At 64.9% G+C, this 15628-nt stretch carries 11 protein-coding genes; 6 read left to right on the forward strand and 5 right to left on the reverse strand.

What is annotated here, in order from left to right; translation table 11 throughout:
- The first annotated feature begins 355 nt into the window (after window positions 1-355).
- Window positions 356-1294: a hypothetical protein gene (locus IIB36_14450; GenBank protein ID MCH7532940.1), complete on the forward strand. Its 939-nt coding sequence runs from the start codon at window positions 356-358 to the stop codon at window positions 1292-1294.
- A gap of 1 nt (window position 1295) precedes the next feature.
- Here the strand turns inward: IIB36_14450 and thiE are convergent, their stop codons facing one another.
- Genes thiE through IIB36_14470 form a run of 4 tightly spaced genes read right to left on the reverse strand, consistent with a single transcriptional unit; the run spans window position 1296 to window position 3931 of the window.
- Window positions 1296-1955 carry a thiamine phosphate synthase gene (thiE, locus tag IIB36_14455; protein ID MCH7532941.1) on the reverse strand — a complete coding sequence of 220 codons (660 nt, stop codon included), beginning with the start codon at window positions 1953-1955 and terminating at the stop codon, window positions 1296-1298.
- A 15-nt stretch (window positions 1956-1970) separates the two neighbouring features.
- Window positions 1971-2966 (reverse strand): endolytic transglycosylase MltG, encoded by a 996-nt coding sequence (gene mltG / locus IIB36_14460; GenBank protein MCH7532942.1) that lies wholly within the window; start codon window positions 2964-2966, stop codon window positions 1971-1973.
- Complete coding sequence (gene ruvX, locus IIB36_14465) at window positions 2963-3391, reverse strand: Holliday junction resolvase RuvX (GenBank protein MCH7532943.1); 429 nt, start codon at window positions 3389-3391, stop codon at window positions 2963-2965. The genes mltG and ruvX overlap by 4 nt, the downstream gene beginning before the upstream one ends.
- A 3-nt stretch (window positions 3392-3394) precedes the next feature.
- Entirely contained in the window at window positions 3395-3931 is a 537-nt protein-coding gene (locus IIB36_14470; protein ID MCH7532944.1) for a hypothetical protein, read from the reverse strand.
- A 293-nt stretch (window positions 3932-4224) separates the two neighbouring features.
- Here IIB36_14470 and IIB36_14475 point away from each other — a divergent pair, with 293 nt between their 5' ends.
- The 3 genes from IIB36_14475 (at window position 4225) to IIB36_14485 (ending at window position 7978) form a co-directional block, all read left to right on the forward strand.
- Window positions 4225-5595 (forward strand): hypothetical protein, encoded by a 1371-nt coding sequence (locus IIB36_14475; GenBank protein MCH7532945.1) that lies wholly within the window; start codon window positions 4225-4227, stop codon window positions 5593-5595.
- A gap of 801 nt (window positions 5596-6396) precedes the next feature.
- Window positions 6397-6642: a YtxH domain-containing protein gene (locus IIB36_14480; protein ID MCH7532946.1), complete on the forward strand. Its 246-nt coding sequence runs from the start codon at window positions 6397-6399 to the stop codon at window positions 6640-6642.
- 4 nt (window positions 6643-6646) lie between these two features.
- The gene (locus IIB36_14485; GenBank protein MCH7532947.1) at window positions 6647-7978 is read left to right on the forward strand and encodes a thymidine phosphorylase; all 1332 of its coding nucleotides are present in this window, start codon (window positions 6647-6649) and stop codon (window positions 7976-7978) included.
- 12 nt (window positions 7979-7990) lie between these two features.
- Here the strand turns inward: IIB36_14485 and IIB36_14490 are convergent, their stop codons facing one another.
- Complete coding sequence (locus IIB36_14490) at window positions 7991-10186, reverse strand: PBP1A family penicillin-binding protein (protein ID MCH7532948.1); 2196 nt, start codon at window positions 10184-10186, stop codon at window positions 7991-7993.
- Between the two features lie 487 nt (window positions 10187-10673).
- Here IIB36_14490 and IIB36_14495 point away from each other — a divergent pair, with 487 nt between their 5' ends.
- Entirely contained in the window at window positions 10674-13862 is a 3189-nt protein-coding gene (locus IIB36_14495) for a SusC/RagA family TonB-linked outer membrane protein (protein MCH7532949.1), read from the forward strand.
- A gap of 9 nt (window positions 13863-13871) precedes the next feature.
- Entirely contained in the window at window positions 13872-15518 is a 1647-nt protein-coding gene (locus IIB36_14500; GenBank protein ID MCH7532950.1) for a hypothetical protein, read from the forward strand.
- Window positions 15519-15628: the final 110 nt, after the last annotated feature.

The raw sequence follows: 15628 nt of genomic DNA on the forward strand, positions 1-15628 counted from the left end.
GGAGCAGGGCAGCCGCACACGGGGCGAGCGACTTCCATGGGGAAATGAAGCGCGTCAGTGCTCTCTGGGTCGTCACTTTCTGGCGGTAGCGGCTTCTAGGGACTAGGGACCCGGGAAAGGAGGAAGTCGAAGGCCCGAATCGCAACCCTGGTGCCGACTCGCTCGTCGCGAATCGGATGCGGGGGTGGCGCCGGCGCGAGAAGGACGTTGACTTTAACGCTGTCACACTGCCGGTTGGAAACGGTCACGTTCCGTCCGATACCGCGTAAGAAGAGTGGCGCCAAGCGTTCAACCGGATTTCCAAAGCCGCAGGCCAGTGTTCTCGAACCGTCCAACCGCACCTACTGAGATCGGCATGCTCTCCCGCTCGACGCGCTGGGGAGTGGCGCTCCTCTCGGCGTGCGCGCTGGCGGCGTGTGACTCGGGTCTCGACCCCAACCCCTCGGACGGGTCTCCTCCCGGTCTTGACGTGACGACGCCCTTCCCGATCGACCGCGGCGACGACGGGGTGCATACGCCTGGCAAGTACAAGGGGCTGTGGCTACGGCTCACCGACAACGGTGCGCCGGACGTGACTCCGGTCGACGGCGTCATCGGTGTGGTCTGTCTCGGCATGAGCAACGCCCGGCAGGAGTGCGGGGACTTCATCGCGCGCATCACTTCGTACTGGATCTTTGACGTCTCGTTCGAGGTGCGCGTGATGAACTGCGGGCGAGAAGGACACGCCATCGAGCACTGGAACGATCCCGAGTACGACGAGACGCTCTGGGAGCTGTGCAAGCTGGGGCTGAGGCTCATCGGCCTGCGGCCGGAGCAGATTCGTGTCATCTACCACAAGGCCGCCAACCAGTACACCACTCTCGAGGACGGCACCCCGTTGCCGGAATATCCGCATGTGGGATCCGACTACGATGCGTTCTATGAGAACCTCACGCGTTTCTCCGCGCGCGTGCCGCGGTTCTTCCCGAGCGTTCAGGCGGTGTACACGTCGTCTCGGAGCTATGGCGGTTTCGCGTCGACTCCGGGGCGCGGCGAGCCACTGAGCTACGAAGAAGGGCACGCGCTGAATAGCTGGCTGGCCGACAATCCGCTCGCGGACGGCGTGTGGCACGGATGGGGCGCGTATCTGTGGGCTCCGCCGTGCCCGACTGCTAGGACCAACGGCGGCGGCGTGTGTTATCAGCGGCAGGACTACCAGGCCGACGGTGTGCACCCGACGGGTACGGGAGCTGGCAAGATCAGCTTCCTGATGCATTTTCGGCTGATGCGCGAGGACTGGTACCGGCGGAGGTAGCTCACGGCTGCGCTTCGCCGAAGCGCTGCAGCATCGAACGCACGACCGACGCCGGGTCGGAGGCGCGCATCACCGCGCTGACCACCGCCACTCCGGCTGCCCCGGTCCGTGCGACGTCGCGGATCCTCTCGACCGTGACTCCGCCGATTCCCACTACGGGCACAGGTACTGCTCCGACCACCCGGCGTAGCCCTTCCACGCCGATGACGTCCCCGGTGTCCGGCTTGGTCGAGGTGGGAAAGACGGTCCCGCATCCGATGTAGTCCGCCCCGTCCGCGACCGAGCGCCGCGCGACCCGCGGGTCGTCGGCGGACCGCCCGATCAAGAATCCCTTCGGAGCAGTGGCACGGACGGCAGCCACGGGTAGGTCGTCGGGGCCCACGTGCACTCCGTCCGCCTCCAAAGTGAGCGCGACGTCGAGCCGGTCGTTGATGAAGAACAACGCGCCGGCTTGGCGCACGAGTGGAGCCAGTCGTTCGCCGGCGGCCACGAGTTCACGTGCGGTGGTACCCTTGTTGCGCAACTGTATCGCACGAGCGCCGCCGGCGAGCGCAGCCTGGACGACCTCTACTATCGATCGGGGCGCGGCGAGTCCGGCCTCCACGACCACGAGCACGCGAAGCGCCTGCCGGAGTGTGCGTGACTCGGGCGTGCTCGTCACGGGCCTAACAGGCTGTTACCAGCCCGGCCCGATGCGGTCCCACTCGCGGCGGGCGTCGGCCGTCGCCCGGTTGTGCTCCCCGAGCGTCCGAGTGAAGTGGTGTGAACCGTCGGGTCGGGCGACGAAGTACATGAAGTCCTCGTCGGTGGGGTGAAGTGCAGCGTCGATCGCGTCCTCGCCTGGTGCCCCGATCGGCCCGGGCGGAAGACCCGGCTGTGTGTAGGTGTTGTACGGGCTGTCGGCGACGGAATCGATCGCGGCGTACAGCAGTCGTGAGCGTGGGCCTCCCAGGGCGTAGAGCACCGTGGGGTCAGCCTGCAGCAGCCACCCGTCACGCAGCCGGTTGTGATAGACCGAAGAGATGCTGGGCATCTCTCCCACGTCGCGAGCCTCTGCCTGAACGATCGACGCCAGCGTGACGAGCTCCGCTTCGGACATCTCGAGCTCCGCGAGGCGGGCGCGCCGGTCCTCGGTCCAGACCGCTTCGTACCGCTCCACCATCGCTCTGAGTACCGATTCCACCGAAACACCGGGAGCAAAGCGGTACGTATCCGGGAAGAGGTACCCTTCGGCGCCGGGCCCCGGGACTCCCAGCCGCTGCGCGATGCCGGCAGTCTCCATGAGCGCGACGACGGAATCAACTGCTATGCCTGTGATCTCCGCGATCCGCGGCGCCATCTGGCGCAGGCGGAAGCCCTCCGGAATCGTGACGGGCCGTGTCAGGACCGTGCCCAGCGTGAGGTGCTCGAGCACGTCACTCCACGAACTGGACGTCGGCAGCTCGTACATGCCCGATTTGATGCGCCGGTCGTCCTCGCGGAAGCGGGCGTACAGCTCGAACATGCGCTGGGCTCGAATCACGCCGCGCGCGACGAGGGTATCCGCAACCTCGGAGAGCGTAGCCCCCTGCGGGACCGTGATCCGAACCGGCTCGCCTGGCTCGCCGCCGCACGCGCCCAGCGCGAACGCGCACGCGACCGCGGCGGAAGTGGCGACTCTCTTCAGGCTCATTGTGACACGGTCCGCTGGTCGAGCCAGGCCTGCAAGATCAACTGGGCGGCTGCCGCATCGATGCGGCGCTTGTCCTCACGCTTACGCTTCGGCAGGCCCGAAGCCCGGACCGCGCGTTCAGCTCGCACCGACGTCATGCGCTCGTCCACGAACGACACCTCCAGGGAAAGGCGTTCGGCGAGTCGCTCCCCTACGGAGCGCACCTCCCCGCACCACTCGGTCTCATTACCGTCGAGGCTGAGGGGCAGCCCGACGACGAGGTGCTCAACGTCCCGCTCCCGCGCGATCGTCTCGAGTTTCGTGATCGGCGGACGCTTGCCTGCTCGGCGCACGAGCGTCTCGAGCGGGGACGCGATCGTACCGGTCGGGTCACTCAAAGCCAGTCCGATCCTTCTTAGACCGTAGTCGATACCGAGCGCACGCACCGGCTACAACGCGGCGAGCGCGCCTTCCAGATCGGTCCCATCGAGCAAATGGCCATAGAGGTCGTGGATCGCGACTTCGGATCCGAACGCGAAGCAGCACTGCTCGTCGCCCCGCGCGCGGCAGTCGACTTCCAGAACCGCCACCGGGCCTCCCGCCAGCTCGGAGAGCAGGCCGGACAGGAACCCCGTAGTGAAGCAACAACTCGCTTCCGGTTCGCGTGCATCGGGTGAAGCCTCGGCCCAGTCTGGGCTGGAGAGAAGGGCAATGCCGGCGTGCTCACCGCTCTGCTCGAGCCTTCCCCAGCCCCTACGGGAGAAGAACTCCGAGAGCCGGGCCCAGAACGCCGACTGCCCCATGTTCCTGACGTCGCCACCCACTGCGAAGGAGGCCGCCGCAGCCGAACCAGCTTCGTAACCGGCGTGGTGAAGCGCGTGGATCGTCGGTAGCGCCCCCGCCTCCTTCTCGAGCTCGCTACGGAGCGAACCGAAGATCGAGACCGGAACCGCGATTTCCCGCGGCGTCGTGGCCGGTGCGTCCATCGTCCTCCCGTCTCGTTACTGGTGCTTGGCGGGGCTAATATACAACAAGCATGCGGCAATTGCAAAGTCTTGGAGAACAACGACTTAGGCCGATCTTGGATTGGTGTGCGGACCAAAGTGTGGACCGCGCCAACGCCGGGAATCCCGTGACACCTGAACCATGAGCCCCACACGTACGAGCGCGTGGTGGATGAGGTTCGTGTGCCCACGGGATTGATCAGCTTTGCGCAAGCGACGTAACGTAGCGAAGTTATCCACGGGTCGAGCCGCCACCAGCTACCGGCAGTTGAGAAATGAAGAGCCGCAGCCGTACACGTCAGCCGCGCCCAACCAGGAGGGACGAGATCGCTCTCGGACGGTGGTCCGCGATCGTCATCGTCCTCATGGCCGCGCTCGCGGGTTGCGAGCCAGCCGTGACCGTGCCGGAGCCCTCCGCACTGTACGACGGGCTTGGCGATCCGGCCGCGGGGCACATCGCGTTCCTCCAGGAATGCGCGCAGTGTCACGCCAGTCGCGACGGTTACGATCTCGCGGCCTTCGGTTTCTCGCGCTTCGACGTGATCCGGCGAAGCCTGGGCCACGTAGACAGTACGACGAGTCGAGACATCGCGGCATACATCGAGACCTTGGAGCCTAATGGTTTGTTTGGGGGCCCACCCTTCCAGCCTGGGGGGAGGGTCGGTGACGGCGATCGAGAGTATTGGATCGACGCGCTCGGAACGTCCGGGTGGCCCACCGGCCTCACGGCGGAGGCCTTGCGGGCCATCGACCCGAGAGCGCTCCAGGTCCCGCTTGCGATGCCCGAATGGTCACTGGAGGGGTCCGACGAGGACTGGATGCCGGACGTCGCGCTTCCTGTCCAAGTGTTGGATTACTCGGGAGGTGCGATACGGACCGGGCTGGCTGCTTACTACGCTGACCGGACCGAATCCAATCTCCTTCGCGTCCTCGCGCCGTTCAAGGCCGCGACCGAAGGGCTCGGACTGGTGTGCTGGCAATCGGACCCGGACCCGTGTTTCAACGCCCGCCGCTGGATGGCAAGCCTCGGTGCGCAGCACTACCTGCGCCTCGGCCCGCCTGCGGCGGTGCCTGTGGAAGTAGCCCAGGCCTGGTGGGACGTGGGCGAGTCGGCGATCGCGCTCCAAGGTGATGCAATGTCGCGGGGAGAGTACCCAGGTTTGGACCGTGCGATTGGGTCGACTTTCATCATCGGCGCCCGCTGGATGTACCTGGCTTATTCCTATCATCCGGAGGCGTTCAACGAGCCCAGCGGGTACATGGGCACGTTTCTTCAGGCGCAGGAACTACACCGCGTGGCCGTGTTCGTGGCGCTGAGGCGTATGGTCGGCGATGGACCCGCGCATCAGAAGCACGCGGACCAGTTCCTTCAGGACGGCTACCTCGCCGTCAAATTCGCGGCAACCGCCGACAGCGTCCGGGCAGCGAGTGCGGACGACGAGGTGGGACCGGGCGTCACGGAGTTCGTGTTCGAGTACTACATCGAACGTCTGGAGGCCGGTCGCCCCGCCGGTCTCGACCTGGGGGGTGCCCGCGAGTTGGTCACGTTGGCCTGGAGTGAGGGCCAGCGGTGGTTGCCCCAGAACTCCGCCGGCCTAGCCCGCGTCATAGCCCTTCGTGAGCGGGTGATGGAGCTCCTGCAGTAGGCTCAGCAGTTCGGGCGTTCTCTGCGACGATCGGGGCTCAGTCGGACGTGTCCCCTCCGGTAGCGTCTTCGAGATCAGCGTCGCCACGCTCTGTGAGCAAGCCTCTCGGTGAAGTCCGCCCTGCACCCTCACGCGCCGCAGCTCATCCTCCAGCATCGCGATCGACATGTCCGCAACCTAGTTTGGGGATCCGACGACAGGAACTCTGCAGTGCTGCGGACTTCGGACGCCCTCGAGGCTGGTCCCCGATGCCGGAGAAGGCCGTCTGGCTCGCTTCGCATACGCTTCGAGCCGCCCGTACCTTCGCTAACTGTCTTTGCTTACTGTCTTTCGCGGGCCTCCCCGTGATCGTTCATGGCCTCTGGGCGTCGGTCACATGACTACAAACGTCACGGTACCACGACCCTCTTCGCGGCTCTGGACGTGGTCACGGGCGAGGCCCTCCACGAATGCATGCCCCGACATCGGCATCAGGAATTCCTGGCTGAATCTCGTTGAGCGCTTCTTCAGCGAACTCACGACTCGCCAGCTGAAGCGCCTCGCCGTGACAAGCGTCGCTCAACTGATCGAGACCATCACCCGCTACATCGATCGCAGAAACGAACACCCCAGGTCATTCGTCTGGACCGCTTCACCCTCATCCGTCATTGCCAAGGTCCGGAAAGCGAAAAGACTTTGGCTACACAGTGCTTAGGTTGTCTTCGCCGCCTAATCTTGCCCGACAGGGTTGACTCCGTACGGTACGGACCCCCACCGCGCTATTATACAACAACAACGCGCGTGTGCTGACCGGAGGGGAACATGGAATACGATCACGAGACGCAGGTCATCAACTTCATTTCGGGACTGCTGCTCGGAGCAGTCATTGGCGCCGGCGTTGCTCTGCTCGCAGCTCCGCAGTCGGGCCGCCGCACGCGCCGGCGCATCCAGAAGACTGCCGTCACCCTCCGCGATTCCGCGACCGACCACTGGGACGACCTCGCCGACGACGTGAAAGGCAAGGTCGACGACGCGATCGAAGGGGCCAGGAAGCGCTTCGCCGGCTAGGAGAATGATCCCGAGCAGGGTCATCGAACAGAAGCGCGATGGCGGTGCGATAGACGGGAGAACCCTCGAGGCCTTCCTGCGTGCCTTCCTCGAAGGCTCGGTCCAGGACTACCAGATGTCCGCCTTCTTGATGGCTGCATTCCATCAGGGCTTCGACGCGGAAGAAACCGAGGTCTTCGTGCGCGCCATGCTCGAGTCGGGGACCGTGCTGGACCTGAGCCACCTGGCGGGTCCTCGCATCGACAAGCACTCCACGGGTGGCGTTGGCGACAAGGTTTCCATCGCACTCGCTCCTCTGGTCGCCGCGCTGGGCATCTTCGTGCCGATGATGTCGGGCCGCGGTTTGGGCCACACCGCGGGCACGCTCGACAAGCTCGAGGCGATCCCGGGATTTCGGACCGACCTGTCGCTGGACGAATTCCAGCGCGTCCTGCGAGAAGTCGGTTGTGCGATGATCGGGCAGACCGCCGAGATGGCTCCGCTCGACCGGCGTCTTTACGCACTGCGGGACGTGACAGGGACGGTCCCGATCCGTCCGCTGATCGCCGCGAGCATCATGAGTAAAAAACTCGCGGAAGGACTGACCGGGCTGGTGCTCGACGTCAAGGTCGGCGCGGGAGCGTTCATTCCGGAAGAGGATCGGGCGCTCGAGCTCGCGCAGACGATGGTCTGTATCGGTGTGGGGCGCGGTCTACCCACCGTGGCGCTACTCACCGCGATGGACCGCCCGCTCGGGTGCGCGATCGGCAATGCCCTCGAGACGGCCGAGGCGATCCTGTGCCTCAGGGGCGAGGGGCCGGCCGACCTCCGTGCGATCGTGCGACTCCTGGCCGTCGAGATGCTGCGGCTCGCGGAGCCGACGCTCGCTGAGCAAGCAGCCCTGTCGCGTGTCGAGTCGGCTCTCGACTCAGGGGCCGCGCTCGAGCGGCTGGTCCGCCTCGTGGAAGCCCAGGGCGGAGATACCCGCGTGATCGATGCTCCGGAGCGACTCGAGACCGCTTCCGAGAGAATCGACGTGGTGGCGGCGACCGGGGGCACCGTTCTCCAGGTCGCGCCGAGGATGCTCGGGGACGGGGTTGTCGCGCTCGGCGGCGGGCGCACACACATGGATCGGAAGCCGGATCTGAGCGTCGGCTTCCACATGCGCGTGCAGCCGGGTGACGAGGTGTCCACCGGCGACCTGCTCGCGACCGTGCACGCCAGGGACGCCGAGGGCGCACGCACGGGCGAGGAAGTGGTACGCCGTGCCGTGACGGTGGGTGAAGTCGGCGAAGGCCCCGAGTTACGCCGGCTCGTATCTCACCGGGTCGACGAACACGGCGTGGTCTCGCTTTGAGTTACCGGTGAGCTACCGGCGGATTCGAGGAACCCTGAAGCGCCTGTCCGACCGGTCGCAGAACTCGGTGGGCTCCGTACCCGGGATGTAGTACTCGAGGTACTGATTCGCTTCGTCGCACCAGCGCGAAGCGAGCTTTCCGGTCTTTCGATCTACGAGAACGGTGTTCAGCCCCGAGACGACCGGCCAACCCTCCGGAACCGGCAGCAGAGGAGGCTGAGCCTCCACTCCCTTCTCCTCGTCGCCCTCGACGCCGATGTACACGCGCCGCATGAATGCACCCCAGACTGGCCCGGCGAGCCCGCCCCCTGTGGCCTGGCGCTTGCCCGGGCCCAACTCGAAGATCGGGACCGGGCGGTCCATGCCGAACCACACAGTCGCGACCAAAGTCGGTGTGAAGCCATTGAACCAGACGTCGGTGCCGTCGTTGGTCGTGCCGGTCTTCCCCGCCGCTCGAACGTTGGAAGGAAGACCGCCTACGACCCGAACAGCCCGGGCTCCTGTCCCACGCACCACCACGTCTTCGAGCATCGAGATCATGATCCGCGCGACGAGGCTGTCGAGAACCTGCGTCCGCTCGGGTTGTGGCTCCCAGAGCACGTTCCCTTGCGAGTCCTCGACGCGAATGATGGGGAAGGGCCGAACCTTGGTCCCGAGGTTCGGATAGGTGGAATACGCCTCCACGACCTGGAGCTGGATGACCTCCGCGGCTCCGATCGTCGTCGACGGGAAGCGCTCGATCTCGGTCCGGATCCCCATACGGCGCGCGGTCTGCGCGACGGTCTCGATGCCCACTTCTTCCCAGCCGAGCTTGATGGCGATCATGTTCACCGAGTTGACCAGCCCTTCGCGGATCGTCATCGGCCCCTTGAACTCAGGGACGAAGTTCGAGGGCCGCCAGTCTTGGCCGCTCACCTGGGGGTATACCACCGGCGAGTCGACGATGACGTACGACGCCGGAATCCCGCTCGCGATCGCCGCCGTGTATACGAACGGCTTGAAGGAGGAGCCCGCCTGCCGCTGGGCGAGCCGGGCCCGGTCGAACTGGGACTGCTGGTAGTCGCGACCGCCGATCAGCGCTTTCACGTGCCCCGTGACCGGATCGAGAGCGACGAAAGCGCCCTGCAGGTATGGCGTCGAGCCCGGGAAGGCCCGCACGGTATCGAACGCCGAGAAATGGGGGTGCTTGAAGTCGCTGTCCCCCTCGATGGCCGCCCACCCTTCCTCCATCGAGGCTCGCGCGGCCCGCTGCATGTCGATGTCGAGCGTGGTGAAGACGCGCAGGCCCCTCCGGTAGATCTCGGCACCGAAGCGATCGTGCAGGATCTGACGCACCCACTCCTCGAAGTAGGGTGCGACGGACGTCACGGTCCCTGACGGCGCCGTATCGGGCAGTGGGAAGCGCTTCCAGCGCTCGGCCTCGTCCACCGTGAGGTAGCCCTCGTCGGCCATTCGTGTCAGCACGAGGTCGCGCCGACCCTTCGCGCGCTCGGGATGCCGGAACGGGTCGAAACGCGCAGGCACGTTCAGGATCGCCGCCAGTAGTGCAGCCTCGGCGACGTTCAGGTCGGTGACGTTCTTACCGAGATAGTTTTGCGCCGCGTTTTGGAAGCCGTACCCGCGTCCCATGTAGATCTCGTTCAGGTACGCCTCCAGGATCTGGTCCTTCGTATAGGAGCGCTCCAGGTCGCGCGCGACCTGCACTTCCTTGATCTTGCGAATGTACCGCCGTTCGAAGCCGATTTCGTCGAAGAGGTTGCGCGCGAGCTGCTGCGTGATGGTGGAGCCGCCACCGAGGTTGCGGAACGTGAGCACGCCGAACGCCGCGCGCGCGATGCCGATGGGATCGAAGCCTCCGTGCTCGTAAAAGCGCTTGTCCTCGATCGCGACCACCGCGTGTGGCACGTACTCGGGCATGGCGTGGATCGAGACCGGTGAGCGGCGCTCGTAACCGATCTCGGCGATCTGTCGGCCGTCGAACGAGAGCAGCTTGCTCGTCTGCTCGAGCTCGAACGTTCGGATCCGAGCGATGGAGGGGCATCCGTCGCCGGCGCATATGTTCTGCCAGGAGCCCCAGATTCCGCCTGTCGCGCCGGCGGTCAGGAAGACACCACCCATGAGGTAGGCTCGGGGGAACCACAGCTTGCCGAGCAGGGCCTTTGCGCCTCCGCCCGGGTTCGTCTCGGTCTTCGGCCTTGCTCTCGCCATCAGTGCGGATTCCGTCGGAATGAGTATCTGTCCGGGACCGATGCAAGCGGAATGCCAACCCCGTCCGCCCGATCAAACTAGCTCAAGCTCGGGTCACGCCTCAAGCACGATCGTGGCAAGATCGTACCGAACGACGAAAGCCACCGTGGCGACATGGCTAATCGACGCTTGACTTTCGTGCGGTGCGCCCCGAATTTTCGCCTACCAGGAGTGTTCTGGTCAAGAAGTAAGGCTCCTTTGGGTGGTGTGTTGGGTGGTGTGGGGGCGGGAGCCCCGGTAGTACCCGTTGCCCGGAGTTGAGCTATTGAAGCCTTTTCCGTTCGAAACCCTCCGACAGGCTCAGAACGTGATCGAACCGTCGGCCGCGAAAGGCCGAGGGATTGTCGTGGTATTTGGCGTCCGGCCCACGAGGGCCAGGGCGTTTTTCGTGCGCGGTGGGTCTTTAGATTACCCGACGCGCTCTTCCCAACCCCCGAGGAGGCACCCGATGAAACTTTGGGGTAAGTGCATTCCGATTTTGGCAGGGGCGGCGCTGGTCTGCGCTGTCTCGGCCGCGCCCGCGCAAGCGCAGGCGACCGGTACCATCGCCGGTACCGTCGTCGACGCCACGAGCGGTCGCACCCTGGAAACAGCCCAGGTCTACATTCCTGCCCTGAACATGGGCGGACTGTCGAACCGGCAGGGTCGGTTCCTCATCCTCAACGTGCCGACCGGCGCGCACGAGCTGCGCACCGAGATAATCGGCTACTCCTCGGGCACCGAGACTATTACGGTGACCGCGGGTCAGACGACCACAGTGGAGATTCAGTTGAACGCCACAGCCCTGCGTCTGCAGGAGCTCGTGGTGACCGGCGTGGCAGGTGCGACGCCGCGCATCAAGCTGCCGTTCACGGTGGAGAAGCTGGACTTCACGGACATGCCCGTGCCGGCGCCGTCGGCCGATGCCCTTCTTCAAGGCAAGATCGCGGGCGTGAAGGTCCAGAGTAGCGGCGGCAAGCCGGGCGACGCGTCGCAGATCATGCTGCGTGGACCGACGTCGATCAACACTTCCGGTAGTACCCGGAGTAACGGACCGTTGGTGATCATCGACGGTGTCATCACCGACAATACGATGGCGGACATCGACGCGCTCGACGTCGAGTCGATCGAGATCGTGAAGGGCGCCGCGGCGGCCTCGCTCTACGGCTCACGCGCATCGAACGGCGTGATCAACATCCGGACGCGTCGCGGTGCGGGCCTGCGCATCGACCAGTCGCGCATCACCGTGCGCAACGAGTATGGCGAGGGGAGCCTCGTGGGCAGGATCGACCTGTCGCTGGAGCACCCCTTCAAGCAGGACGCGTCGGGGAACTACCTCGATTCGGACGGCAACATCATCGACTTCAACGACCCGAGCACGGGTAATCCGACGCTCGACGACGGTGGTACGCCCGACACCGCGTTCCAGGACAACCCCTACACGGGTACGCTCTACGACCAGCTCGATCGTTTCTTCGATCCCGGTCGGTCCTACACCAACTACATTGCTGTCGAAGGCCGCACGGGTGTGACGAACTATCGCGCGTCGTTCTCCAACAGCGCAGAAGCTGGTGTCATCCAAGGGAACGACGGCTTCGACCGGCGCACGTTCCGCCTCAACCTGGATCACCAGGTTCGCGACAACTTCGACATCGCGTTGAACACGTACTACGTGAAGTCGCACCAGGACGAGTCCTTGGGTAACGCGTTCTTCAACATCACGTTCATGGGCCCGCAGATCGATCTCGCGAAGCGGAACCCGAACGACCAGCAGTGCCGGCTCGCCAAGAAGCTGGGCGGCTGCCTCTTCATCAACCCGGACCCGCGTTCCAACCAGGACAACCCGCTCTACCCGATCGAGAACCTCGACCGGAACGACGACCGTCAGCGCTTCATGGCTGCGGTGGACGCGCGCTGGTCCCCGGCGTCGTGGTTCGACCTCGAAGCCAACTACAGCGTCGACCGGTTCGACTTCCACCGGCTCAACATCACGCCGCTGAACTACGCGAACTCGCAGGAGGGTCCCAACGACGACATCGTCCGTGACAAGGGTCAATTGTATCGTCGGAACGACCTGGACAACGACATCAACGCGTCGATCACGGCTTCGTTCAACCGCGCGTTCGGTGACCTCACCTCGCGCACCAAGATCCGCTATCTGCTCGAGGACCAGCACAGCGAGAGGTACGACGTCACCGGTGACGACTTCACGGTCGGCAACGTCTTTTCCTTGGACAACATCGCCGGTGGCACGAGTGGTTTTTCGGAAATCAGCGACGTCGTGTCGCAGGGGTACTTCTTCATCAGCGCGCTCGACTACCAGGGCAAGTACATGGGTGACTTCCTGGTCCGCCGTGACGGCAGCTCGCTGTTCGGCCCGAAGGAGCGCTGGCAGACGTACTTCCGTGCGTCCGCGGCGTGGCGCCTGGCGCAGGAAGACTGGTGGCCGATCGACGCGATCGACGAGTTCAAGTTCCGGTACTCGATCGGGACGGCCGGCGGTCGTCCGCGTTTCGAGGCCCAGTACGAGACGTACAGGGTGTCGGCTGGCGTGATCACGCCGCGGACGCTCGGCAACACCCAGCTCAAGCCTGAGCTCTCGACCGAGCAGGAGTGGGGTTTCGAGACGGTGTTCTACGGCAAGTACGCGCTCACCGCCGTATACGTCCAGAACAAGATCGAGGATCAGCTTCTCAACGTGCCGCTTTCGGCTAGGAGCGGCGGCTTCTCATCCCAGTGGCAGAACGCCGGTACGCTCGAGAGCACTACGTTCGAGGGCACGCTCGAGGCGGCGGTCATCGACCGTCCGGACATGAGTTGGACCACGCGGGTGAACTGGGACCGCACCAGACAGGAAATCACGTTCCTCAACCGTCCCGCGTATCGCGGCACGGACGAGTTCAGCGCTACCTACATCCGCGAGGGTGAGTCCCTAGGCACGTTCTACGGGGATCGCTGGGCGTCCAACTGCGCCGGCATGCCCGACGGCACCGACTGCTCACAGTTCCAGACCAACGACGACGGCTACTTCGTCTACGTCGGTGCCGGCAACAGCTACACCGACGGCATCGCCAAGGGTCTGTGGGGAACCACGGGTCCGAACGGCGAGAAGTGGGGCCGGCCGATCAAGGAGGCCGACGAGAACGGACTCGAGTTCCTGCGCCTCGGTAGCTCGGTGCCGGACTTCAACCTCAACTGGGGCAACACGATCCGCGTGGGCAACCTGCAGGTGAACGTGCTCTTCGACGGTGAGTTCGGGGCCGACAAGTACAACGGCACGCGCCAGTGGGCGATGCGCGAGTGGCGGCACGGCGAGGCCGATCAATCCGCTAAGACGGACGGCAACAAGAAGCCCGTGGGCTACTACTCGGACCTTTACAACGTCAACGCCGACAACAACCACTACGTCGAAGACGGCACGTACATCAAGCTGCGCGAGGTCGCGCTGCGCTACACGCTCGACCGCTCGCTTCTCGAGCGGCTCGGCGGAGGCTTGGGCCTCGAGTCGGCCGCGATTTCGCTGACGGGGCGCAACGTCTTCACGTGGACCGACTACCAGGGCTACGATCCCGAGGTGGGTGGCATCATCAGTGGTGCAGACGCGTACCAATATCCGAACTTCCGTACGGTTACGGCGGTTCTCGAACTGTTCTTCTAGGAGGCCGACATGAGGCCATATGGATTTTTTGCTGTGGTGGTGATCGCGGCAAGCGCGGCGGCATGCGGAAACCTTGACGTGGTGAACCTCAACGATCCGGACCGCGAGCGCGCGATCTCCACTCCCACGGACGTGGAGGCGCTCATCTCCGGCTCGTTCGCGAGCTGGTGGACGGCGGGGCACTACAGCAACGTCGGCATCACGATGAGCACGATGGCCGACGCGCACTCCTCGTCCTGGGGTAACTTCGCGATGCGCGAGATGAGCTCCGAGCCCAGAATCGCGTATAACAACGATCCTTCGGCGAGCTACGCGTACGTCACGCGTAACACTTGGCGCGACAGCTTCAGGGCTATCTCCGGCGTCCGCGACGGCCTTCTGGCCATCGAAGGCGGAGTCGACCTGGGAGCGGGCGGTGCCGACAACCAGCGCGGCCAGGCGTTCGGCGCGTTGGTCCAGGCGCTCGCCTTGGCGCGCCTGGCAAAGACGTTCGACCAGGCGTTCATCATCGACGAGAACACGGTTCTCGATGACCCGAACGCCCTGCCGCAGTTGGCTCCGTACACGGAAGTCCAGGCCGCTGCCATGGCCAAGTTCGACAAAGCCATCCAACTGGCGGGTTCGGGCTCCTTCACGATCCCGTCGCGCTGGGTCGGTGACGATGGCTCCTGGAGCAACACACGCTTGGCGCAGATCGCGCACGGCTACAAAGCGAAAGTGATGATCGAAGTCGCGCGTACCGAAGCCGAGCGTGCCGCGGTCGATTGGAACGCGGTGATGGCCGAGGTGAATGCGGCGCATACCGTGGACTTCAACGTGGTCCACGACGACGTGAACCCTTTTTGGGACCGGCTGAAGGTGCACGCGGGCGCCAACGCCACTTGGGCGCGTGTGGACCTGCAGATGCTCGGACCCGCCGACCAGAGCGGTGGCTTCCAGGCGTGGAGCAACCTCAGCGACGTCGAGTTGCGCACGCCGTTCCCGATCGATACCGACGATCTACGTCTCACCAGTGGAGACCCCACGACCGACGGTACTTACTTGCGCTACCTCCCGGGCAATCAGTTCCGGGTCGAGCGTGGCACGTATCACTTCTCCAACTACTCGGACAACCGGTGGTACCCGGTTCGCCTGCTCAACTACGTCGGCACGAACGGCGTATTCCCGGTCAAGGAGCTCGACTTCATCATGGCCGAGGCTCTCTTCCGGACGGGCAACATGCAGGGTGCCGCGGACATCGTGAACAAGTACCGGGTGATGAACGGCGGGCTGCCGCCCGTGACCACGGCTGGTGACCAGACGGCTCGCTGCGTGCCGCGGGATCCCTTCACGGGTGCCTGCACCGATCTTTGGGAAGCGCTCAAGTACGACAAGCGCATGGAGGTTTGGCACTACGAGTACGGCACCGAGTTCTTCGACGATCGTGGCTGGGGAGACCTGGTGGTCAACACGCCGATTCACTTCCCGGTGCCGGGCTCCGAGCTCGACCTGCTGCTCATGGAGATCTACAGCTTCGGTGGTCCTGGTGGTCAAGGATCCGCTCCCAAGATCTTGAGTGGGGCGATCGACCCCGAGACGATCCGGTGGAAGCGGGAAGCTCTCGACGCGTACGATGAAGCGCGTCAGGCTGACATCAGGGTGGGCGTGGTCAACTAGAATCACCCTGTCCGCGGTTCTGAACCGCGACCTGACCTCGGCGGGCCGCCGCGCATCGCGCGGTGGCCCGCCTCTCTTTTACCAGCCTCCCAAGGAGCACGGTTGGGGCG

The organism is Gemmatimonadota bacterium (assembly GCA_022560615.1).
Taxonomy (GTDB): domain Bacteria; phylum Gemmatimonadota; class Gemmatimonadetes; order Longimicrobiales; family Gaopeijiaceae; genus UBA1138.